This window comes from Nocardioides sp. ChNu-99 (assembly GCF_029493445.1).
Classification (GTDB): domain Bacteria; phylum Actinomycetota; class Actinomycetes; order Propionibacteriales; family Nocardioidaceae; genus Nocardioides.
This window is the reverse complement of sequence record NZ_JAHWBL010000001.1, coordinates 119,523-141,621: the sequence shown is the minus strand read 5'-3', so window position 1 is coordinate 141,621 and position 22,099 is coordinate 119,523. Positions and strand designations below refer to the sequence as shown.

General features: G+C 75.4%; 16 protein-coding genes. 5 read left to right on the top strand and 11 right to left on the bottom strand.

Annotated features, from left to right (window positions below):
* Window positions 1–159: 159 nt before the first annotated feature.
* The gene (locus KK617_RS00615) at window positions 160–951 is read left to right on the top strand and encodes an SDR family oxidoreductase (RefSeq protein WP_277497448.1); all 792 of its coding nucleotides are present in this window, start codon (window positions 160–162) and stop codon (window positions 949–951) included.
* 30 nt (window positions 952–981) lie between these two features.
* Here the strand turns inward: KK617_RS00615 and KK617_RS00610 are convergent, their stop codons facing one another.
* The 7 genes from KK617_RS00610 to KK617_RS00580 form a co-directional block, all read right to left on the bottom strand.
* Window positions 982–2,484, bottom strand: a complete 1,503-nt coding sequence (locus KK617_RS00610) for a carboxyl transferase domain-containing protein (RefSeq protein ID WP_277497447.1) — start codon at window positions 2,482–2,484, stop codon at window positions 982–984.
* Window positions 2,485–2,626: 142 nt separating this feature from the next.
* Window positions 2,627–3,760, bottom strand: a complete 1,134-nt coding sequence (locus KK617_RS00605) for a ring-opening amidohydrolase (RefSeq protein WP_277497446.1) — start codon at window positions 3,758–3,760, stop codon at window positions 2,627–2,629.
* A gap of 61 nt (window positions 3,761–3,821) precedes the next feature.
* The gene (gene arcC / locus KK617_RS00600) at window positions 3,822–4,823 is read right to left on the bottom strand and encodes a carbamate kinase (protein WP_277497445.1); all 1,002 of its coding nucleotides are present in this window, start codon (window positions 4,821–4,823) and stop codon (window positions 3,822–3,824) included.
* A gap of 154 nt (window positions 4,824–4,977) precedes the next feature.
* A complete protein-coding gene (locus KK617_RS00595) occupies window positions 4,978–6,141 on the bottom strand; it encodes a CoA transferase (RefSeq protein WP_277497444.1) in 1,164 nt (387 codons plus the stop codon).
* A 57-nt stretch (window positions 6,142–6,198) separates the two neighbouring features.
* The gene (locus KK617_RS00590) at window positions 6,199–7,116 is read right to left on the bottom strand and encodes an NmrA family NAD(P)-binding protein (RefSeq protein ID WP_277497443.1); all 918 of its coding nucleotides are present in this window, start codon (window positions 7,114–7,116) and stop codon (window positions 6,199–6,201) included.
* 5 nt (window positions 7,117–7,121) lie between these two features.
* Window positions 7,122–9,146, bottom strand: a complete 2,025-nt coding sequence (locus tag KK617_RS00585; protein ID WP_277497442.1) for a hydantoinase B/oxoprolinase family protein — start codon at window positions 9,144–9,146, stop codon at window positions 7,122–7,124.
* Window positions 9,143–11,254: a hydantoinase/oxoprolinase family protein gene (locus KK617_RS00580; protein ID WP_277497441.1), complete on the bottom strand. Its 2,112-nt coding sequence runs from the start codon at window positions 11,252–11,254 to the stop codon at window positions 9,143–9,145. The genes KK617_RS00585 and KK617_RS00580 overlap by 4 nt, the downstream gene beginning before the upstream one ends.
* Window positions 11,255–11,628: 374 nt before the next feature.
* Here KK617_RS00580 and KK617_RS00575 point away from each other — a divergent pair, with 374 nt between their 5' ends.
* The 3 genes from KK617_RS00575 to KK617_RS00565 are packed head-to-tail and all read left to right on the top strand — an operon-like array spanning window position 11,629 to window position 14,805.
* The gene (locus KK617_RS00575) at window positions 11,629–12,477 is read left to right on the top strand and encodes a MoxR family ATPase (protein WP_301799679.1); all 849 of its coding nucleotides are present in this window, start codon (window positions 11,629–11,631) and stop codon (window positions 12,475–12,477) included.
* Window positions 12,474–13,667 (top strand): VWA domain-containing protein, encoded by a 1,194-nt coding sequence (locus KK617_RS00570; protein ID WP_277497439.1) that lies wholly within the window; start codon window positions 12,474–12,476, stop codon window positions 13,665–13,667. Before KK617_RS00575 ends, KK617_RS00570 begins: the two co-directional genes overlap by 4 nt.
* A complete protein-coding gene (locus tag KK617_RS00565) occupies window positions 13,660–14,805 on the top strand; it encodes an XdhC/CoxI family protein (RefSeq protein WP_277497438.1) in 1,146 nt (381 codons plus the stop codon). The genes KK617_RS00570 and KK617_RS00565 overlap by 8 nt, the downstream gene beginning before the upstream one ends.
* A 286-nt stretch (window positions 14,806–15,091) precedes the next feature.
* Here KK617_RS00565 and KK617_RS00560 read toward each other — a convergent pair whose 3' ends face one another.
* Genes KK617_RS00560 through KK617_RS00545 form a run of 4 tightly spaced genes read right to left on the bottom strand, consistent with a single transcriptional unit; the run spans window position 15,092 to window position 20,077 of the window.
* Complete coding sequence (locus KK617_RS00560) at window positions 15,092–16,297, bottom strand: MFS transporter (protein WP_277497437.1); 1,206 nt, start codon at window positions 16,295–16,297, stop codon at window positions 15,092–15,094.
* Window positions 16,294–17,712, bottom strand: a complete 1,419-nt coding sequence (locus KK617_RS00555) for a DUF1116 domain-containing protein (protein ID WP_277497436.1) — start codon at window positions 17,710–17,712, stop codon at window positions 16,294–16,296. Before KK617_RS00555 ends, KK617_RS00560 begins: the two co-directional genes overlap by 4 nt.
* Window positions 17,709–19,217 carry an FdrA family protein gene (locus KK617_RS00550; RefSeq protein WP_277497435.1) on the bottom strand — a complete coding sequence of 503 codons (1,509 nt, stop codon included), beginning with the start codon at window positions 19,215–19,217 and terminating at the stop codon, window positions 17,709–17,711. Before KK617_RS00550 ends, KK617_RS00555 begins: the two co-directional genes overlap by 4 nt.
* Entirely contained in the window at window positions 19,214–20,077 is an 864-nt protein-coding gene (locus KK617_RS00545) for a DUF2877 domain-containing protein (RefSeq protein WP_277497434.1), read from the bottom strand. The genes KK617_RS00550 and KK617_RS00545 overlap by 4 nt, the downstream gene beginning before the upstream one ends.
* A gap of 75 nt (window positions 20,078–20,152) precedes the next feature.
* Here KK617_RS00545 and KK617_RS00540 point away from each other — a divergent pair, with 75 nt between their 5' ends.
* A complete protein-coding gene (locus KK617_RS00540) occupies window positions 20,153–21,928 on the top strand; it encodes a PucR family transcriptional regulator (RefSeq protein WP_277497433.1) in 1,776 nt (591 codons plus the stop codon).
* Window positions 21,929–22,099 lie beyond the last annotated feature (171 nt).

Here is a 22,099-nt window from a genome sequence, read left to right as displayed (position 1 = left end):
GACGTTCTCGACGCGACACGCCGTGGGGACCGTCGGAAACGTCAGGGACTACGCGAGTACGGCGGGGCCGCGGGGCGCAGGCGACCCCCGCCGGCTGGGTACCCGGGAGGGGTCAGCACCGCAGCACCCAGCACCCCCGAGCCCCAGGAGGAACCCCGCATGAACCACTACCCCCGCCTCGCCGTCGTGACCGGAGCGGACTCGGGCATCGGCCGGGCCACCGCCCAGCTGCTCGCCACCGAGGGCTTCGACATCGGCATCACCCGTCACCACGACGCGCAGGGTGTGGCGGAGACAGTGGCGGAGGTCGAGCGCCGGGGACAGCGCGCGTTCGTCGCCGACTTCGACGCCGCGTCGCCCGACGCCGGCGCGGTCGTGGACCAGCTCGTCGCGCAGCTCGGCGGCCTCGGCGTGCTCGTCAACGTCGCCGGCACCGGTCACAGCAGCCGGGTGCTCGACCTGACGCCGGAGAAGTGGCACGAGGTCATCGCCACCGACCTCGACGGTCCCTTCCTCACCTCCCAGCGCGCCGCGCGCCACCTCGTGGACGCCGGCCAGGGTGGGCGGATCATCAACGTCACGAGCGTGCACGAGTACGTCCCGCGGCTCGGGGCGGCGGCGTACTGCGCTGCGAAGGCCGGCCTCGGCGCCCTCAGCAAGGTGCTCGCGCTCGAGCTGGGGGAGCACGGCATCACCGTGAACACCGTGGCGCCCGGCGAGATCAGCACCGAGATGACCGGCCAGGACACCGAGGAGGCCTACCACCAGGACCGCCCCGGCAACCCGCTCGGGCGCCCGGGCCACGTCAACGAGGTGGCCTCGATGATCGCCTTCCTCGCGTCGCCCCGCTCGGCCTACGTCACCGGCAGCACCTTCACCGTCGACGGCGGCCTCGGCCTCATGGCCGCCCACGGCCACGACCACGCCAGCCCGGAGTGGCGCCAGGTCTGAGCGCGACGGGGACGACGGGCGGGGCGGGCGTCAGACCCGCGCCGCCCGCAACCGCTCGAGCTGCCGCGCGCACTCGGCCGCGAGGGCGACCGCGAGCTCCTCGGGCGCCTCGCCCGCCACCTCGGGCACGAGGTGCTGCACCGTGCCGTCGGCCATCAGGTCGTGGGCCCGCACCCGCTGCCGCTCCGCCATCTGCGCCGCGTGGTCGGCGACGCCGTGCACGATGACGCTGGCGCCCTCCGGCGGCAGCGGGGACAGCCACGCGTCGCCGGCCGCCACCACCACGTCGGCCGGCAGCAGCGCGAGCGCGCCCCCGCCGCAGCCCTGCCCCATGAGCAGCGCCACGGTCGGCACCGTCATCGTCGTCATCGTCGCGATGCAGCGCGCGATCTCGCCCGCGATCGAGCCCTGCTCGGCCGCCACCGACAGCTCGGCGCCCGGGGTGTCGATGACCGTCACGAGCGGGAGCCGCAGCTCCTCCGCCAGCCGCATCGCGCGCCGCGCCTCGCGCAGCGCCGCGGGGCCCATGGGGGTGGCCGCCGTCTGCCGCGCGCGGTCCTGCCCGACCAGCACGCACGGCTGCCCGTCGAGGCGGGTGAGCGCGATGATCACCGAGGAGTCCTGCTCGCCCTCGGAGGTGCCCCGCAGCCGCACCGTGCTGCGCGCGCCGTGCCGCAGCAGGTCGCGGACGCCCGCGCGGCCGGGCTCGCGGGTGCGGGTCACGGCCGTCCACACGTCGTACGGCGGCGCGACCCCGGCGAGCGCGTCCGGTCCGTCCAGCCCCTCGCGGCGCGGCAGGCGCGGCGCCTCGGCCGGGTCGCGCAGCACCGACAGCGCCAGCTCGACGAGCTCGCGCAGCTGCTCGGGCGTGGCGACGGCGTCGATGATCCCGTGCGCCGCGAGGTTCTCCGCGGTCTGCACGCCGGGCGGGAACGGCTCGCCGTGCAGCGCCTCGTAGACCCGCGGCCCGAGGAACCCGACGAGCGCCCCCGGCTCGCCCAGCGTCACGTGGGCCAGGGAGCCCCACGAGGCGAGGACGCCGCCGGTGGTGGGGTGGCGCAGGTAGGCCAGGTACGGCAGCCCCGCCGCCCGGTGGTCCATCACCGCGCGGGTGATGGCGACCATCCCGACGAACGCCGGCGTGCCCTCCTGCATGCGGGTGCCGCCCGAGGCCGTGCTCGCCAGCAGGGGCAGGCCCTCGGCGGTCGCCCGTCGTACGGCGGCCACGATCCGCGCCGCGGTGGCCGCCCCGATCGACCCGGCGAGGAACCGGAAGTCGTTGACGACGACCGCGACCCGGCGCCCGCCGACCGTGCCCGCGCCCGTGACGACCGACTCGTCGAGGCCGGAGCGCTCGGCGGCGCTCGCGAGCTGCTCCCGGTACGCCGCGTCCCACCCGTCGGTGGCGACCGGCGCGTCCCACGACGCGAAGGACCCGGGGTCGAGCACGAGCGACACGAGCTCGCGGGCGCCGACGCGGCGCGGCGTGGCGGGCGCGGCGCTCGGGCCGGTGGGGTCGGGGGTGGCGGTCATCGGCTGCTCCTGGCGAGGTCGGGGAAAGGCGAGGGCCCCCAGGGCGGGGCGGAGCCGGTGGCTCCGCCCCGCGCCTGGAGGCCCGGGACGCCGGGGTGCCCGGCGGTGGTGCGCGACGGCCCGTGCGGGCCGCCGGGTGGCCTCAGGCCGACGGGTAGCCCGTCGGGTCCTCGCCGAGGTCGACGATGGCCGCGACCGGGCCGCCGCCGTCGGGGCCCTGGTGGGCCGCGGAGACGGAGACGAAGACCGCCGGGTCGCCGGTGACCGACGCGGTCACGCCGCCGACGGCGCTCTTGATCTGGCGGTGCCAGTGCACGTCGGAGTCGTCGAGCATCGCGTTGCGACGGCCACGGACCTCGCCGTCCTGCGACACCTCGCACTTGAGGAAGACGTTGACCAGGCGGCCGCCGAGGTCGCTCGTGTGCGGGCGCTCCGGCAGGTCGAGGCCGGCGTCCTTGATCGCGGCCCAGATGCCGTCGGTGTCGAGGGCGTCGTTCATCACCGAGTGGCCGATGCGGTAGCGACCGCCGACGCCGCGGGCGTTGCCCACGACGACGATCTGCGCCTGGTCGAGCTCGACGCCCGAGGAGCAGGAGGCGACCGAGGAGTAGAGGTCGCGGTTGTGCATGACGTCCTCGTCGGTGGGCTGCTCGATCTCGCCGAGCGCCACCGCGATGCCGAGCGCCGTGCAGCCGTTGGAGAGGTCCATCGACTCGTGGGTGTGCTCGGTCCAGACCGACTTCCCGCGGCTCTTGGCGTCGCGGATCGTGTGGATGGTGAGCAGCGGCGTCTTGGTCTGCACGTAGTGCACGTCCGCCGGGTCGGTGATGCCGGCGCGCTCCATCGCGACGCGGACGCCCGCGGCGACCTTGTCGACCATCGCGACGCGGCCGATCTCCTCCGGGAGGAGCTCCTCGCTCATCGCGAAGCCGACCGTGAGGCGCAGGTCGTCGGTCTTCTCGACCTGCTCGTCGGGCACGGTCGCGAAGATCGTGGCGTGGGGGGAGATGACGCCGTCGGTGCCGCCGGACCACACGATCGGGACCTGCTTCACCTCCTCGGCCGGGCGGGTGCCCTTCTCCATCAGCACCTCCCGGAACGCGCGGTCCGCGATGATGCGGGTGTAGTCGTTGACGCCGCCGTTGCCCTCGGTCTTGCCGATGACGGCGATGACGCGGTCGGCCTCGATGGTGCCGGCGTCGATCAGCTCGGCGAGTCCGGATGCGTCCGAGACGTTCTTGATGGGGACCTTGCGGACCTCGATTGCGTCGGGCACGGCTTTACCTCTCCTTCGGTGGGCCACGGACCGCGTGGGCGGACCGGGGGGTTGCGGTGGGTCAGGCGACGGCGCTGCGCGCCGGGTCGGCCGCCGGGTCGGGCACGGGGTCGGGCACCACGACGGTGCCGACCAGCGCGTCCTGCGAGCCTGCCCCGATGGCGGTGACGGCGTCGCGGATGCGGTCGAGCGAGGTGATGACGGAGGTGCCGCCGGACTCGGCGAAGCGCAGCGCGGCCTCGACCTTCGGGCCCATGCTCCCGGCCGCGAAGTGGCCGGCCGCGGCGATCTCGCGCATCTCCGAGGCGGTCACGCGGCCCAGCGGGCGAGCCTGCGGCGTGCCGTAGCCGATGATCGCGTTGTCGACGTCGGTGGCGATGACGAGCACGTCGGCGTGCACGACCGCGCCGAGCAGCGCGGCCCCGAGGTCCTTGTCGATGACGGCCTCGACGCCGGACAGCGAGCCGTCCGCGGCACGCAGGACGGGGATGCCGCCGCCGCCGGCGGCCACCACGACGTACCCGGCCTCGACGAGGGTGACGACCGCGGGGGCGTCGACGATCTCGCGCGGCTGGGGCGAGGGGACGACGCGGCGCCAGCCCTTCTCGCCGCGGTCCTGCCACAGCTGGCCCTCGGCGACGAACCGCTGGGCCTCCTCCTCCGGCAGGAAGCGGCCGACGGGCTTGCTGGGCGCGAGGAAGTCGGGGTCCGCGGCGTCGACGACGGTGCGGGTGACGAGGCCGGCGGCGCGCCGGTCGATGCCGCGGCGGGTGAGCGCCGCGTCCAGGCTCGAGGTCAGCGTGTAGCCGAGCGTCCCCTGGGTCTGGGCGCCGCACCAGTCGAGCGGCACCATCGGCACCACGTGGGCGGTCAGCTCGTTCTTGACGAGCAGGTTGCCGACCTGGGGGCCGTTGCCGTGGGTGACCACGACGTCCGTCCCGGTGGCGACGAGCTCGGCGATCCGATCGGCCGCCACGTCGATGGCGGCCCGCTGGGCCTCCACCGTCGCGGACCCGTCCGGCCCGGTCATGGCGTTGCCGCCGAGTGCGATGAGCGCACGCACGTCGATCTCCCATCCGTGTGATCTGCACCTCGCCGTCGCGGCCAACCTAGGCCGCGGACGAGGTGGGGGTGTAGGGCGAGTGGTGCCCGAGCTGGGTCCGCACCTTCGGCAGGACGTGCCAGTCGACGGGCGCAGGCAGGGCAGGCCAGGCGGGTCAGGCCTCGTCGAGCCAGGCGCGGATCGCGTCGGAGTGCTCGCCGAGCGCCGGCGGCGCGAGGTGGGTGTCGCGACGGCGCTCGCCGGCGGCGTCGAACCACCGCAGCGGCGGGCCGGGCAGCTCGACGGGGCCGAGCACGGGGTGGTCGACCTCGACGACGAGGCCCTGCGAACGGGTCTGGTCCCACTCGTAGACCCGGTCGAGGGTGCGGACCTCGCCGGCCGGGATGCCGGCGGCGGCCAGGCGCGGCATGAGCACGTCGTACCCGAGGTCGGCGAAGGCCGCGTCGACCATCGCGATCACCTCCTCGCGGTGCGCCACGCGGGCGGCGTTGGTCGCGAAGCGGGGGTCGTCGACCGGCAGGTCGAACTCGGCGGCCAGCTTGCGCCACAGGCCCTCGCTGCCCACCGCGATCTGCACGTCGCCCTCGGCGCAGCGGAAGAGGCCGTAGGGGCTGATGGAGGGGTGGTGGTTGCCGGAGGCGCGGGGCACCTCGCCGGCGACGGTGTAGCGGGTGCCCTGGAACGCGTGGACGCCGACGATGGCGGCCAGCAGGGAGGTCCGCACGACGGTGCCGCGGCCCGTCCGGTCGCGCTCGTGGAGGGCGGCGACGACGCCGTACGCGCCGTACATGCCCGCGAGCAGGTCGCCGATGGGCACCCCGACCCGCGTCGGGTGGTCGCGGTCCGGGCCGGTCAGCGACATGAGGCCGGCCTCGCCCTGCGCGATCTGGTCGTAGCCGGCGCGCCCGCCCTCGGGCCCGTCGTGGCCGAAGCCCGAGATGGACAGCTGCACGAGGCGCGGGTTGAGCTCGCGCACGCGGTCCTCGCCGAAGCCGAGGCGGTCGAGCACGCCGGGCCGGAAGTTCTCCACCAGCACGTCCGCACGCTCCAGCAGGCGGGCGAGCACGTCGCGGCCGTCGTCGCTCTTGAGGTCGAGGACGATCGACTCCTTGTTGCGGTTGCACGACAGGTAGTACGTCGAGACCGTGTCGTCCTCCGGCCCGACGAACGGCGGGCCCCAGCCGCGGGTGTCGTCACCGGTCTCGGACTCCACCTTGATGACGCGGGCCCCGAGGTCGCCCAGCATCATCGCGGCGTGCGGCCCGGCGAGGGCGCGGGACAGGTCGACGACGAGCACGTCGTCCAGGGGCAGGGTCATCGAGCACCTCCGGGAGCGGTGGGGGACGACCCGGTCGGGCCGCCCCGGGGTACGGCGTCAGGCCGGGTCGGCGGCGGGGTCGGTCGGGGCGTCGGCCAGGTCGCGGCGTAGCGCCGCGGCCAGGGTCGTGGGCGCACGGCCCAGCAGGGTGCGCAGCGAGAGCGGGCTGCCGACGAGGCCGTGGTCGTCGTACCAGGCGAACATCGCGGCCAGGTCGTCGAGGTCGCGGCGCGTGCCGGTCGGGTCGACCCCGGCGCGCCACCGCTCCAGCGGCAGGTGCTCGGCGACCACGGGCCGGCCGAGGACCTCGGCGAGCACGTCGGCCGTCGCGGCGCTGCTCAGCACCTCGGGCCCGGCGAGCTCGAAGGTGCCGTAGGTGGTCGCGTCGTCGCCGAGCACGGCGACCGCGGCGGCGGCCACGTCGACGAGGTCGACGGGGGTGAAGGGCCGCGTCACGTCGTACGGCACGCGGTAGCGGCCCTCGGCGCGCGCGGCGGCGACGAACGGCAGCACGTTCTGGACGTAGCTGGCGGGCTGGAGCACGGTCCACGCCAGCGGGCTGCGGCGCACGATCAGCTCGGAGGCCGCCTTGCGCAGGTGGTGGGGCATCGCGGGCACGTGCGGCTGCAGCACGGAGTGGTAGACGAACCGGCCGACGCCGGCGCGGACGGCGGCGTCGACCACGGTGCCGGTGACGGCGTCCTCGGTCGGGTGCATGTTCGGCGGCACGTGGTAGACGGCGTCGACGTCGTCGAGGGCGGCCGCCAGGTCGGCCGGCCCGCCCTCGACGTCGACGATCCGGCTCGCCACGCCCTGGCCCGCGAACGCGTCCGCGGCCGCGGAGCGGCGCACGAGCGCCACCGGGTGGTGGCCGGCCTCGAGGAGGCCGGCCACCACGGCGGTCCCGGTCTTGCCGGACGCGCCCGTGACCGCCACGCGCAGGGAGCGGTGAAGGGCAGGGTGCGGGACGGACACGGTGCTCAGAGGTAGTCGTACGGCGAGGCGGTGGCTCCACCGGAGAGCAGGGCGTAGCCCGGACCCCGGTCGAAGAACGGGGCGTCCGCGTCGCGCTCGGAGCGCAGCTGCTCGCGCAGCGCGACCGTCGCCTCCACGTCGACCGCGGGGGCCGCGACGGCCTCCGGGTCGAGCTCCTCGGCCAGCACGACGCCGTAGTCGGCGCGCGCTGCCTCGACCGACACCTTGCGCCACCACACGTCGCGGGCCACGGACGCCGGCTCGCGGTCGAGCGGGTCGCCCCAGCCGCCACCGCCCGTCGTGCGGATGCGGATGACCTCGCCGGCCTTGACCGCGACGGCGTCCACCAGGGCGTCCACCTCGCGCTCGTCCGGCCCGCCCGGGTCGATGGTGACCTGGAACGACTTGCCGGCCTTGCCGCCCTTCACGCCCCAGCAGGCGAGGATCGAGCGGTCGGCGATCGACATGAAGTGCGCGTCGGCGAGCATGCGGATCTGCTTCTCGTAGCCGAGCCCGCCGCGGAACTGGCCCGCGCCGCCCGAGTCGAGCGCCAGGCCGAGGCTCTCCACGCGGAACGGGAAGCGCGACTCGGTGAACTCGGTCGGCAGGTTCCGCGAGTCGGGCACGACGTGGATGGTGTCCTCGCCGTCGGCGTAGTAGCGACCGCCCGAGCCGCCGCCCAGCACCTCGCGCATGAGGTAGGGGTTGCCCTCGAGGTCGTTGCCGTAGACACCCGTGTAGCGGATGGTCTCCTGGTCGGCCGGCATCCGGCCGTCCACGGCCTTCGCCACGACGCCCGACAGCACGCCGAGCAGGCGCAGGATGACGAACGTGCGGGCGTTCGTCGGCGCCGGGAACTCGGGCGTCAGCAGCGTGCCCTTGGGCGGGAAGCGCATCTCGATCAGCGGGGCGATGCCCTCGTTGACGTCGAGCTCCGCCATCCGCTCGGGGGTGTCGGCCAGGTTGCGCAGGATCGGCGCGATCCACTTCTTGAGGAAGGCGCCGTCCGCGTAGTCGCCGCAGTGGTTGATCGGGCCCTTGGCCTGCGGCGCCGTGCCGGTGAAGTCGATGACGAGGCGGGGGCCGCCGTCGGGGCCGCCCGTCTCCTCCTTCGTCAGCGTGATCCGCTGGGTGTGCAGCTGCGGGTCGTCGACGCCGTCCTGCTCCGCGTAGTCCTCCCAGATGAACGTGCCGGTGGGGATCTTCGAGAGGATCTCGCGGCGGAACGTCTCGGTGGTCTTGTCGAGGATCGCGTCGAAGGCGGCGAAGACCTGGTCGCGGCCGTAGCGGGCGAACAGCTCGGTCAGCCGGCGCGCACCCAGCAGGCAGGCGGAGCACTCGGCGTCGAGGTCGGCCGCCAGCGAGTCGGGCATGCGCGAGTTGCGCGTCATGATCTTCAGCGCGGACTCGTTGGGCACGCCGCCGTCCCACAGCTTGATCGGGGGGACCATCAGGCCCTCCTCGAACACGCTGGTCGCGGTGCTCGGCATCGAGCCGGGCACCGAGCCGCCGATGTCGTCGTGGTGGCCGAAGGCCTGCACGAACGCGACCACCTCGGGGCCGTCGCCCGAGTCGTGGAAGACCGGCGCGGTGATGCACAGGTCGGGCAGGTGGCCGATGCCGCCCTCGGACAGGTAGACGTCGTTGTGGAAGAAGACGTCGCCGGGCTTCATCGTCTCGACCGGGTAGTCGCGGATGACCGGCTGCACGAGCGCCGAGTACGAGCGGCCCGTGAGCTTGCGGGCGTGCTTGTCGTGGATGCCCGCGCGGTAGTCGTGGGCGTCGCGGATCATGGGCGAGCGGCTGGTGCGCCCGATGGAGGTCTCGACCTCCTGCTCGACCGACGCCAGGTAGCCCTCGACGATCTCGACGACGACCGGGTCGACGTCGACGCCCTCGGTGAGGCGGTACGGCGCGTCACCGCCGGGGGCGCGCACGCCCACCACGGTCGGGGGCTCGGTCTCGGCGCCGGGCACGCGGGTGGTCGCGGAGCCGCCGGCCGCGGGGGTGGGGAGGACGTCGCTGGTCACGAGAGGGACTCCTTGCGGGTGATGAGCAGGTTGCCGAAGCGGTCGACCTCGGCGCGGAAGCCGGGGTGCAGCGGGACGGTCGAGCTGAACTCCTCGACGATCGCCGGGCCGGTCACGACGTCGCCGGCGCCGAGCTGCGCGCGGGCGACGACGGGCGCGTCGTACCAGTCGTCGAAGTAGACGCGGCGGGTGCCGGTGACGGCGCCCTCGGCGCCGCTGCCGCCAGCGATCTCGCGCAGCTCGGGCTTGCGGATCGGGCCGATGCCGGAGACGCGGAGGTTGACCCACTCCACCGGCTGCGAGGAGTCGCCGCGGAAGTCGTAGCCGTAGAGCTTGTGGTGCTCGGCGTGGAAGGCGTCCGCGACGGCCTCGACGAGCGCGTCGTCGACGGGGCCCTCGGGCACCGGCACGCGGACCTCGAAGGCCTGGCCGACGTAGCGCAGGTCGGCGGATCGCACGAACTGGCGCTCGGCCGGCTCGAAGCCCTCCCGGGCCAGGGCCTCGTCGGCCTCGGCGGCCAGCGACGCGAGCAGCTTCTCGACGCGCGGGCGGTCGAGGTCGTCGTGCTTGCTGATCGCCGTCTGGACGTAGTCGTTGCGCACGTCGACGGTGAGCAGCCCGTACGCCGAGGTGTTGCCCGGGTTGAGCGGCACGATGACGCCCTCGAGGCCCAGGATGTCGACGAGGCGGCAGGCGAGCAGCGAGCCGGAGCCGCCGAACGTGACCATGTGGAAGTCGCGGGCGTCGAGCCCGCGCTTGACCGTGACCTGGCGCAGCGCGTTGGCCTGGTTCCAGGCCGAGATCTCGAGGATGCCGTCCGCGGCCTCCTCGACGCCGAGGCCGAGCTTGCCGGCCACGTCGGTGATGCCGGCGCGGGCCGCGTCCACGTCGAGCGGGATCTCGCCGCCCAGCAGGTGCGGGGGGATGCGGCCGAGCAGCACGTGCGCGTCGGTGATCGTGGGCTCGGTGCCGCCCTTGCGGTAGCAGAGCGGGCCGGGGTCGGCGCCCGCCGACTGCGGGCCGACCTTGAGGGTGCCCTCGGGGCTGATCCAGGCGATGGACCCGCCGCCGGCACCGACGGTGACGACGTCGATCATCGGGATCTTGCTGGGGTACGGGCCGACCGTGCCCTCGGTGGTGAGGGCGGGGTGGCCGTCCACGACCACGGTGACGTCGGTCGACGTACCCCCGCCGTCGCAGGTGAGCACGCTGTCGAAGCCCGCGCGCTGCGCGATGACCGCGGCGCCGAGGGCACCCGCGGCCGGGCCGGAGAGCACCGTGGTGATCGGCTGGCGCACGACCTCCTCGGCCGAGAGCACACCGCCGTTGGACTTCATCACGTAGAACGGCACCTCGCGGTGCTCGCCCGCGGCGTCGCCGCCGCCGGCCTGCGCGGTGAAGGAGTTGAGCCGCTCGGTGATGTTGTTGACGTAGGCCCGGATGTTGGGCTTCACGGCGGCGTCGACGAGCGTGGTGACGCTCCGCTCGTACTCGCGGTACTCGCGCAGCACCTGCGAGGACAGCGAGTAGTCGGCCTCGGGGTACTCGCGCTGCAGGATCGCCAGGGCCTGCTCCTCGTGCACGGGGTTCGCGTACGAGTTGAGGAACGACAGGCCGATCGTGGTGACGCCGCGGGCGCGGAAGTAGCGCGCCGCCGCGACGACGTCCTCCTCGACCAGCGGGCGGACCTCGGAGCCGTCGACCGCGAGGCGGCCGCCGATGGTGCGGACCAGGTCGACGGGGACGATGCGGTCCGGCTTCACCCAGAAGTACGAGTTGCCGTAGCCGTCCGGGACGGACTGGCGGGCGATCTCGAGGAGGTGGCCGTAGCCCTCGGTGGTGATGAAGCCGAGGCCCTCCACCTTCTCCTCGAGCAGCTTGTTCGTCGCGACCGTGGTGCCGTGGCTGACGGCCGTGACCGCGTCGCCGTCCAGGCCGAGCAGGCCCAGCACCTTGTCGATGCCGTTGAGGAACCCGTCCGCGGGGTTCGACGGCGTCGAGGGGGTCTTGGTCGTGACGAGCTCGCCGGTCTCCTCGTCCACGGCGACGACGTCGGTGAAGGTCCCACCGGTGTCGATGCCGATACGGATGCGACGCGTGGCGCTCATGCAGCCTCCAGGTTCGTTGGTGCGTTCACGGCATTGAACCCCGAACGGCGTGACCAGGGCTTCGTCAAACATCGCCGGATCTCGGGTCGATCTTGGGCAGATAGCCGCAAGCTCGGCGCGGCGCTGTGCGGGCACGCCGTGGTCCGGGCGACGCCGGCGCCGTTGGCACAAGGCGCCAAGGGCGCCGCGCGCCTGTTGGCAACGGTCGGCGGTGAACGCCGTCACACGCCGACCTAGGGTGGATCCACGCGCCGCCCCGGCGCGGTCGCGGCGGGACCGTGACGTCGAGGGACGTCGAGGAGAGGTGGCACGTGGACGCGCTGGACCGGCCGGACGGGCCGCTGGGGCCGGACGGGCCGCACGACGTCGAGGAGCTGACGCGCCGGCTCGACGGCGTCGGCTACCTCGCGGACCCGGGCACGGCGACCGCCGCGTGGCTGGCGTGGCGCACGTCGCGGCCCCTGTTCCTCGAGGGCGAGCCCGGGGTCGGCAAGACCTCGCTGGCGACCGCGCTCGCGCGGGTGCTGGGCCGCGACCTCGTGCGCCTGCAGTGCTACGAGGGCATCGACGCCGCCGCCGCGCTCTACGACTGGGACCACCCGCGCCAGCTGCTCCACGTGCGCGCCCTCGAGGCGGCCGGCGAGGCCGACCAGGAAGCGCTCGAGCACGACCTGTGGAGCCGGCGGTTCCTGCTGGCCCGCCCGCTGCTGCGCTCGCTCGAGCGCCCGTCGGTCCTGCTCGTCGACGAGCTCGACCGGGCCGACGACGAGTTCGAGGCGTTCCTGCTCGAGCTGCTGAGCGACTTCTCGGTCACCATCCCGGAGTACGGCACCGTGCGCGCCGAGGTGCCGCCCGTCGTGGTCGTCACGAGCAACCGCACCCGCGAGGTGCACGACGCGCTCAAGCGGCGCTGCTACTACCACTGGGTCGAGCACCCCGACCTGGCCCGCGAGGTCGAGATCGTGCGCCGCTCCGTGCCCGCCGCGAGCGCCGAGCTCGCCGCAGGGGTGGCCCGCGTCGTCGCCCGCCTGCGGGAGGGCGACCTGCTCAAGCCGCCCGGGGTCGCGGAGTCGATCGACTGGGCGGTCGCGCTGCAGGCCCTCGGCGCCACCCGCGTCGACGTCGCCACCGCCGCGCGCACCCTCGGCGCCGTGCTGAAGTACCGCGAGGACCAGCAGCGCGTCGCGACCCATCTCGCCCAGCTGCTCGGGGAGCAGGCGTGAGCGCCGGTCCCGCGTCGTCCGGGCCTTCCGGCCCCGCTGCCCTGCCCGACCTCGTCGCCGAGCTGACCGGACTCGCGACGGCGCTGCGCCGCGCGGGCGTCGACGTGCCCGCCGGCGGCGTGGCCGCGACCGTGACGGCCCTCGCCGCGCTCGGCACGCCCGGACGCGACGCCACCTACCGGGCCGGGCGCCTCACGCTCTGCCAGCGCCCCGACGACCTCCGCGTGTACGACGAGGTGTTCGACCTCTGGTTCTCCCGCGCCGAGTGGGCCGGCGACGTGCGGCGGGCGGTGAGCGTCCCGACGTACCGCGACGTGCCGGTGCCCGGCGACGCCGACGCGGGCGACCCGGCCGCCGCCACCGCCCCGCCGACCTCCAGCGAGGTCGAGGTGCTGCGCTGCCGCGACGTCGCCGCGCTCACCCCGGAGGAGAAGGAGCTCGTCGCCCACCTCGTCGCCCGGCTGGCGCACCGCCCCGCGCTGCGCCGCTCGCGGCGCACCCGGTCCGCGGCCCACGGGCGGGTCGACCTGCGGCGCGTCGTGCGTGACGCCGTGCGCACCGGCGGCGACCCCGTGCGGTGGTCGCACCGGCGGCCGCGGGTGCGCCCCCGCCGTACCGTGCTGCTGCTCGACGTGTCGGGGTCGATGAGCCGGTACGCCGAGACCTACCTGCTCTTCGCCCACGCGCTCGTGCGCTCGCAGCCGAGCGCCGAGGTGTTCTCGGTCGGCACGCGCCTGACCTGCCTGACCCGAGCCTTCCGCTCGCCCGACCCGCAGAGCTCGACCGAGGAGGTCGCCCGGCGGGTCGTCGACTGGAGCGGCGGCACGCGGCTCGGCGAGGGCCTGCAGGTGTTCCTCGACCGGTGGGGGCAGCGCGGCACCGCCCGCGGCGCCGTCGTCGTGCTCTTCTCCGACGGCTGGGAGCGCGGCGACGCGACCCTGCTGGGGGAGCAGGTGGAGCGCCTGCACCGCCTGGCCCACCGCGTCGTGTGGGTGAACCCGAACCGGGCGCGGCCGGGCTACGAGCCGCGTACGGCGGGCCTGCGCGCCGCCCTACCCCACGTCGACGCGTTCGTCGACGGCCACAGCGTCGACGCGCTCGAGGCGCTCGTCGACGAGATCGCGTCGGGGAGCCGGGCCCGTCCCGGCGCGACCCCGCTCGCCCCAGCAGGAGGAGACCGACGTGCGTGAGGTGCTCGCCGAGGCCCGGCGGTGGTGGGAGGCGGGGGAGCGGTTCGCGCTCGGCACCGTCGCCGCCACCTGGCGGAGCGCGCCCCGACCGGCGGGCGCCACGATGGCGGTGGGCCCGGACGGCACCGTCGTCGGCTCGGTCTCCGGCGGGTGCGTCGAGGGCGCGGTCTACGAGCTGGGGCAGGAGGCCATGGCGACCGGCGAGGCGCACTTCGAGCGGTTCGGCGTCTCCGACGACGATGCGATCGCGGTCGGCCTGGTCTGCGGCGGCATCCTCGACGTGCTCGTCACGCCCGTGGACGCGACGACGTTCCCCGTGTTCGAGGCGGTCGCGGACTCGATCGACGCCGACCGCGCGGTCGCGCTCGTGACGGTGCTCGCCGGCCCCGCGCCGGTCGGGGCGCGGCTCGCGGTGTGGGCCGAGGAGACCGCCGGCGGGCTCGGCGACGCCGGGCTCGACGCCGTCGTCGCCGCCGAGGCGCGGGCGCTGCTCGCGGTGGGGGAGACCCGCACGCTGGCGCTCGGCCCGCAGGGCCAGCTGCTCGAGGACGACGTCACGGTGCTCGTCGAGGTGTTCGCCCCGACGCCGCGGATGGTCGTGTTCGGCGCCATCGACTTCGCCCGCGCGACGGTGCGGGTCGGCAAGGTGCTGGGCTACCACGTCACCGTGTGCGACGCCCGGCCGCTCTTCGCGACCCCGCAGCGCTTCCCCGAGGCCGACGAGGTCGTCGTCGACTGGCCGCACCGCTACCTGGCCGCCACCGAGGTCGACGAGCGCACCGTGCTCTGCGTGCTCACCCACGACCCCAAGTTCGACGTGCCCCTGCTCGAGGTCGCGCTGCGCGGCCCCGCGGCGTACGTCGGCGCGATGGGCTCGCGCCGCACCCACGCCGACCGGGTACGGCGGCTGCGCGAGGCGGGTCTCGGCGACGCCGAGCTGGGGCGCCTGCGCTCGCCCATCGGCCTCGACCTCGGCGCCCGCACGCCCGAGGAGACCGCGGTGTCCATCGCCGCGGAGATCGTGAGCCTGCACCGCGGCGGCGGCGGCCGCCCCCTGACGGACCTCGACGGCCCCATCCACTCCGGCCTGCTCCGCGCCGACCCGCCGAGCGACAGCCCCGCCGGCTCCGGCGGCTGACCCCGCGTTCGTGCCGGTGGTGGAGGTGGGTGCGCCAGGCCGGTGGTTGAGGGGGGTGCGCTAGCACCCCTCGAAACCACGCTCGTTCTCCGCCGGGCATGCACGGATCGCGGCGAACGGCCAGGAGAACCGGCCCTGAAGGCTCCTCGGCGCGCGGTCGCCGCGATCCAGGTCGTGGGGCGGCTGCGGGATGGTTTCGAGGGCTTGCCAGAGCAAGCCGCCTCAATTACCGGTGGGCCGCCCTGGCGGCCACCTCCACCACCGGTGGGCCGCCCTGGCGGCCACCTCAACTGCCGGCGCGCGCCGTACCCTCCGCGCCGACGCGCCGCGTCGGGCCCAGGCCCAGCGCGGTCACCACCTGGGCGACGGCCACGCACGCCAGCAGCACGAACGGCGGCGTCCACGACCCGGCGGCGTCGTGCAGCGCACCGATGCCGGTGGGTCCGAGGGCAGCCACCAGGTACGACACCAGGAACGCCATGCCCGCCAACCGCGCGGAGTCCTGCGCCGTCGCCGCGTGCTCCACCAGCTGCGTGAGGCCGAGGGTGAACGCCGCGCCGTTGCCGAACCCCAGCAGCAGCACGACGGCCCACGGGGACCACCCTGGCGCGACGACCAGCGCCGCGAGGCCGACGACGTTCACGAACCCGGCCGCCGCGTAGAGCCCGCGCCGGTCCCGCAGCCGGTCGACCGCGAGCGGCACCAGCAGCGCCGCACCGAGCTGCGCCGCGCTGAACCCGGCGAGCAGCAGGCCGGCGGCGCCGTCGCCCCAGCCGCGGTCGACGTACGACGGCGCGATCCACGCGAGCAGCGAGTAGAACATCACCGAGCTGGTCGTCAGGTACGCCGTCACCAGCCAGGCGCTCGGGCTGCGCCACGGCAGCCGGGCGCCCCGGGCACCGACGGCGGCCCCGCGGGTGCCCGCGACGGCGGGGCGCGCCGTACCCCGCACGCGCAGCACCCACCACACGGCGCCGACGGCCGCGGGCAGCGCCCACACGCCGAGGGCGGCGCGCCAGCCGGCGGCCCCGGAGAGCGGTACGGCGAGCGCCGCGGCCAGCGTCGCGGTGGTCATCATCGCCGCCATGTAGGCGCCGGTCATCGCGCCCGGGCGCCGGGGGAAGTGGCGCTTGACCGCCCCGGGCAGCAGCGCGCCGACGATCGCGATACCGGCACCGGCGACGAACGTGCCGCCGTACAGCAGCGTGACGCCGCCCCAGGGCCGCGCCGCCGTGCCGACGGCGACCGCGACGGCCCCGACGGTCAGGGCGCGGTCGAGCCCCAGACGCACCGCGAGCAGCGTGGCCACCGGGGCCAGCGCCCCCATGCAGAGCACGGGGAGCGCCGTGAGGAGCCCCACGGCCACGCTGCTCAGGCCGAGCGCGCGGTCGAGGTCGCCCACGAGGGGCGGCACGGAGGTGAGGGGCGACCGGGTGCTCGCGGCCACCGCCACCAGGGCGGCGACGACCGCGAGCCGACCGGTCCGGCTCACCCGAGCGGCGGTGCGGCGTCGGCGAGGGCGGCGATGGCGCCCTCGAAGCACTCCATCGGCGGGGTGACGAGCCCGGCGCCGACCTGGCCGGTGCCGGCGACGCGGCCGGCCATGCCCGTGTTGATCTGCGGCAGCACGCCGGACTCGACGACCTTGGTGACGTCGATGCCGGTCGGGGTGCCGCGGAAGTCGAGGATCGGCACGCCGAAGCGCTGGTTCTCGGTGGTGGTGACCTGGTACATCAGGCGCGTCGCGGTCAGCGCGTCGCCGACCTCGCCGCCGATGAACCGCACGATCGCCGGGGCCGCCGCCATGGCGAAGCCGCCGATGCCGGCGGTCTCGGTGATGGCGGAGTCGCCGATGTCGGGGTTGGCGTCCTCGGGGCCGTAGTCGCCGAGGTACATGCCCTCGGGCGTCTGCGCCGGGCCGGTGAACCAGGTGTCGCCGGTGCCGGCGGTCTGGATGCCGAAGTCCGTGCCGTTGCGGGCCATGACGGTCACGACGCTCGAGCCCGGGATGCCGGCCGCCGCGCTCGTGACGAGCTTGCACGCGGGCATGACGAGGTTGAGGAAGAAGTGGTCGTTGCCGCCCACGAACCGCACGACCTCGGCGAGGCGGGCCGGCTCGACGCCGCTCTCGATGACGTCGGGCAGCAGGTCACGCAGCAGCATCAGCGTGCCGGCGCGGTTGCGGTTGTGGCCCTCGTCGCCCATCTGCACCATCTGGGCGATGATCGCGAGCATGTCGAGCTCGACGCCGCGGTCGCGGGCGCGGCGCACACCGGCCTGGAGCGCCGGGCCCAGCACCGCGCTCATCCAGCGCAGGCGCGTGATGACGTCCTCGCTGTAGGCGCCGTAGCGCAGCACCTTGCCCAGGCCCTCGTTGAGCGAGCACCACGAGGTGCGGCCGTCGGCCGGGTCGGTCAGCTCGAAGACCCACATCGACGGGCTGACGACGCCGGCCATCGGGCCGACGGCCCCGCGGTGGTGGCACGGCTCCCACGACAGCGAGCCGGAGGCGAGCAGCTGCTCGGCCTCGTCGGGCGTCGATGCGAGGCCCTCGAACAGCACCGCGCCGATGAGGGCGCCGCGCATCGGGCCCGACGCGCGCTCCCAGGTGACGGGCGGGCCGGCGTGGAGGAACTGGCCGGGCGCCAGGTCGAGCGCCTCGCCCGCGGGACGCACGTCGACGAGGTGCGCGCTCGCGGCCAGCATGCGCTCGGCGGCGAGGCGGTTGGCCTCCTCGCGGCGGGCGTCGGCGAGCACGCGGGCCAGCGCGGCCGACGTACCGGCCGGCGGCGGGGCCCACGCGACCTCGGTGACGTCGACGCCCTGCGAGCGCAGCGCGTCGGAGAAGAGGGCGACGCCGGTGGTGACCACCGAGGGCGTGCCGTCGAGCAGGGGGAGGGTGGTCATCGCGTGGCTCCGCTCACGAGGGCGACCGCGTAGCGGGTCGCGTCGGCGTTGGACGAGAAGACGGCGGCACCGGCGGACGCGAGCGCCTCCGCCTGGGCGGCTAGGCCCTGCGGGTCGGCGTCGGTGCCGCACAGGGACACGACGACGGCGAGCTCGCGCCCACCCTCGCCGGCGGTACGGCGAGCCGCGGCCACCGCGGGCGCCAGCTCCGCCGCCGGGTCGGCGTGGGCGCCGTGGCCCAGCACGACGTCGAGCAGGACCACGCCGGCGAACGGGTCGGCCGCCTCCTCGGCGAGCCGCGCCAGGCGCAGGCCCGGGTCGATCATGGGGTGGGGTCGGCCCTGGGTGAGGGTGTCGTCGCCGAAGTCGATCATCAGGTGCCCGTCGTGGCGCAGGTCGCCCGGCAGCGCGAGCTCGGGCCGCAGGGGGATGTTGGAGCGGATGTCACCGAGCGTCTCCTCGGCGATGAGCATCGACTCGTCGCACAGGGTGCCGCCGGCGAACAGGCCACGGAGGTGGCCGGTCACCGCGGGCGCCTCGGCGGGCACGCCCCAGGTGGGCCAGGTCGGCACGTCGGCGCCGAGCGCGGTGAGCACGCCCTCCACGCCGGCGGTGATCGTGGGCTGGCCGGGGCCGAGCAGCACGAGGTGGACGGGCTTCGACAGGGTGGCGGCGTGCTCGCGGAGGTCGCGGGCGACCTCGGGGTGCGGGGGCTTCGAGACGACCACGATCACCTCGGTGCCCTCGTCCGCGTCGAGCGCGGCGAGCGCCGCGCGGGCCGAGCGGCCGCCGACGGCCTCCGACAGGTCGCGCCCGCCCAGGCCGAGGCAGTGGGAGACGCCGACGCCCGCGGTGTGCAGCAGGCTGGTGAACTGCTGCGCGCCGGTGCCGGACGCGGCCGCGATGCCCACGGGGCCGCGGCGCAGCACGTTCGCGAAGCCCAGGCCGACACCGCCGACGACGGCGGTGCCGCAGTCGGGGCCCATGACGAGCAGGCCGCGCTCGGCGGCCAGGTCCTTGAGCCGGACCTCCTGCTCGACCGGCACGTTGTCGCTGAACAGCAGCACCGACGCGCCCTGCTCGAGCGCGCCGAGCGCCTCGGCGAACGCGTGCTCGCCGGGCACCGAGATGACGGCCAGCGCCGCCTGCGTGCGCTGCACCGCCCAGCCGGTCGTGCGGGCCTCGGGCTCGCCGCCGAACCCGCCGGCGCCCGTGCTGGTGCCGATCGCGTCGACCGCCGCCTCGACCGCCGCGAGCGCCGCGGCCACCGCGTCGTCGTCGCGGGCCGCGATGGCCACGACCATGTCGTTCGGGCCCGTGCCCTCGGGGACGTCGAAGCCCATCCCGGCCAGCACGTCGAGGTTGAGCTCGGTGCCCATCGCCACCTGGGCCTTGTCGACCCCCTCGACCGTCGCGACGGTCGCCGAGACCTGCATGAGCGAGACCGAGTCGACGTAGCGACCTCGTCTCGTCTCGACGTGGTGGACGCCGGTCGTCGCGGTCATGCGCAGTTCCTCTCGGTGGACGGCAGGGGGGTGGTGCGTTCGTGGGCGGCGACCGCGGCCAGGCCGGCGCGCAGGCCGGCGGCGAGGTCGGCGCCGGAGGTGTGCCCGAGGGCGAGCAGCCCGTCGAGGGCCGCCTCGAGCTCGGCCCGCTCGACGTCGTCGGCGAGCAGGGCCTCGACCGCCCGGCGTACCGGCGCCGCGGCGCGGCCCTCGCCCGCGGCCCGCAGCAGGAGCACGGACGGCGTCGTGGTGCGGCCCTCGGCGCGCTCCAGCAGGGCGGCGACGGCCGCGTCCGTGCCGGGCGTGCCGAGCACGCGGTGCACGAGCAGGGCGCCGGCGCACAGGTCGTCGCCGGACGGGGTGAGGCCCGGACCGCGACCCAGCAGCACGGGCGCGTCGGTGGCCAGGGCCGCGGGCGTGGCGCGGCCGCCGGTCCAGCGGTGGGCGGTCACGGCGTCGGGGTCGGTCACGAGCGGGCGCAGGGCGAGGCGGTCGAGGGCGCGGACGGCGACGTCGGCACGCGGGGCGCCCGCGCGGGGGCCCGCGACCCGGCTGTCCGCGGCGACGCGGACGCGCACCTCGTGGGGCCCGCAGACGAGCCGGCCGCCACCCAGCAGCACGGGGCGACCGCCGCGCACGTGGGAGGCCAGCACCGCCGTCCACGCGCGGTGGGGCGGCAGGACCAGTGCGTCCGGTACGGCGACACCCCCGTGGTCGACGACCGCGCACACGGCCCCGCCGCGGCGGTCCGCCTCCCCGAGGTACGCCGCCGCGCGGGCCGCGACGAGCACGCGGAGCGGGCGGGGCGGTCCCGCGACCCGGCCCGCCAGGGCGAGGTCGGCGGTCGCGGCGGAGGTCACCCGTCGGACGCTAGCCGGGACGGGTACGGTCCCCCCATGTACGAAAGTGCCAAGGATCACAGCGAGTCTTCGCAGATGTTCCCAACCCCCTTCGACCGCCCGGTCGAGGAGTCGTGGGACTACGGCATCTCGGTGGCGGAGATGACCGAGCTGCCCGAGCTCGCGGGCACCACGTGCGTGGCGGGCGCCGCCGGCCTGGGGCGCCGCATCGAGCGGCTCAACGTCATGGAGGTGCCCGACATCGCGCCGTGGGTGCGCGAGCGCGAGCTGCTGCTGACGACGGGCTACCCCCTGCGCGGCCGGCCCGAGGCCCTCGTCGACCTGGTCGCGGAGCTCGACGAGCGGGGCGCCGCGGGCCTGGTGGTGAAGCTCGGCCGCTACCTCGAGTCGCTGCCGGCGGCCGTGCTCGCCGAGGCCGACCGCCGCGCGTTCCCGGTGCTGACCCTGCCCGACCTCGGGTTCGACGAGGTGCTGACCGTCGTGCTGTCGGAGGTGCTCGACCGGCAGAGCGTGCTGCTCGCCCGCTCCGAGCGGCTCCACCACGAGCTGCTCCAGCGGATCGTGGCGGGGGAGGGCCTCGCCGAGGTCGCCGACCACGTGTCGCGCCTGGTGCGCGCCCGCATCCTCGTCACCACCGCCGACGGCCGTGTGCTCGTCGAGACCGACCGCTCGACGGAGGACGAGGCGGCGGGGGCCGCCACGGGGCCGGACGCCTTCGACGACGGCCTCGAGCGCGACCCCACGGGCCGGGTGCGCGTCGAGGACCTCTCCTACGGCTTCAGTGACGGCGGCGGGCGGCAGCGGATCGTCGTACCGGTGGTCGCCGGCCGCCACGACCACGGGCGCATGGTCGCCACCGCCACCGTGCACCCCCTCTCGCGCAGCGACGAGCACGCGCTCCAGCGGGCCGCGACCGTGGTGGCGCTGAGCATCACCAAGCAGCGCGAGCTGGCGGCCGTGGAGAGCAAGTACGAGGGCGACTTCCTGCGCGACGTGCTCGCCGGCACCGCGGGTCCGCACGACGAGGTGGTCGCGCACGCCGGGATGCTGGGCTGGGACTTCGACCGGCCGATGGTGGTCGTCGTCGCCCAGCACGACGAGCCGGCCCCGCCGTACCGTCCCGGCGACGGGTTGCAGCCACCGCAGGACCGGTTCTCGGCGGCGTGGCGCTCCGTCGTGCGGACCCACGACCCCGGGGCCGCGGTGGTGAGCCTCAGCGACGAGGTCGTCGCCGTCGTGGGGCTCGACCCCTCGCGGGCGGGCGAGGTCGAGGCGTTCGTGCGCCCGTTCGTGACCCGCGTCAGCGGCGACGGGGGCGGCGGCCGCCGGACCTTCTGCACCGGGCTGTCCCGCGTGTTCAGCGACGTCGACGGCCTGCCCGCGGCGTACGAGCAGGCGCGCAGCGCGGTGCGGGTGGGGCGCTGGCTCCAGGGGCCGGGCGCGCTCGCGCACTTCGACTCCCTCGGCGTGCACCGGCTGCTCAGCCTGGTCTCCGACCCCGCCGAGCTCACCGGGTTCGTGCGCGACACCCTCGGCGAGCTCGCCGGCGGGGGCGCCGAGAACGAGGACCTCCGCACGACCCTGCAGGCGCTGCTCGACCACAACCTCAACGTGGCCGAGACGGCGCGGCACCTGCTCTTCCACTACAACACGCTGCGCTACCGCATCTCGAAGCTGGAACGGATGATCGGGCCGTTCACCACCGACGCCCACCTGCGCCTCAACGTGGCGGTCGCCCTGCAGGCCCTCCAGCTGCGCGCGGCGACGGGCCGCGAGCCCGGCGGGGAGCCGGGACGCGAGGGCGGTCGCGACGGGGCGGCGGTCGGTGAACACCAGCGGTCCTCCCGGTGACCACCGTCACGCGACAGGCGCAGAACTGCACAACGACCGGGGGCCGACGCTGGCAGACACTGATGACGACGTGCCCCGTCGCTCTCCGTAGGCTCAGCGACGCCGCGCGTGTGGCAGAGGCCACAACCCGCGTCGAACGACACGGCTGAGCGGGCCACTCCTGGACACGCT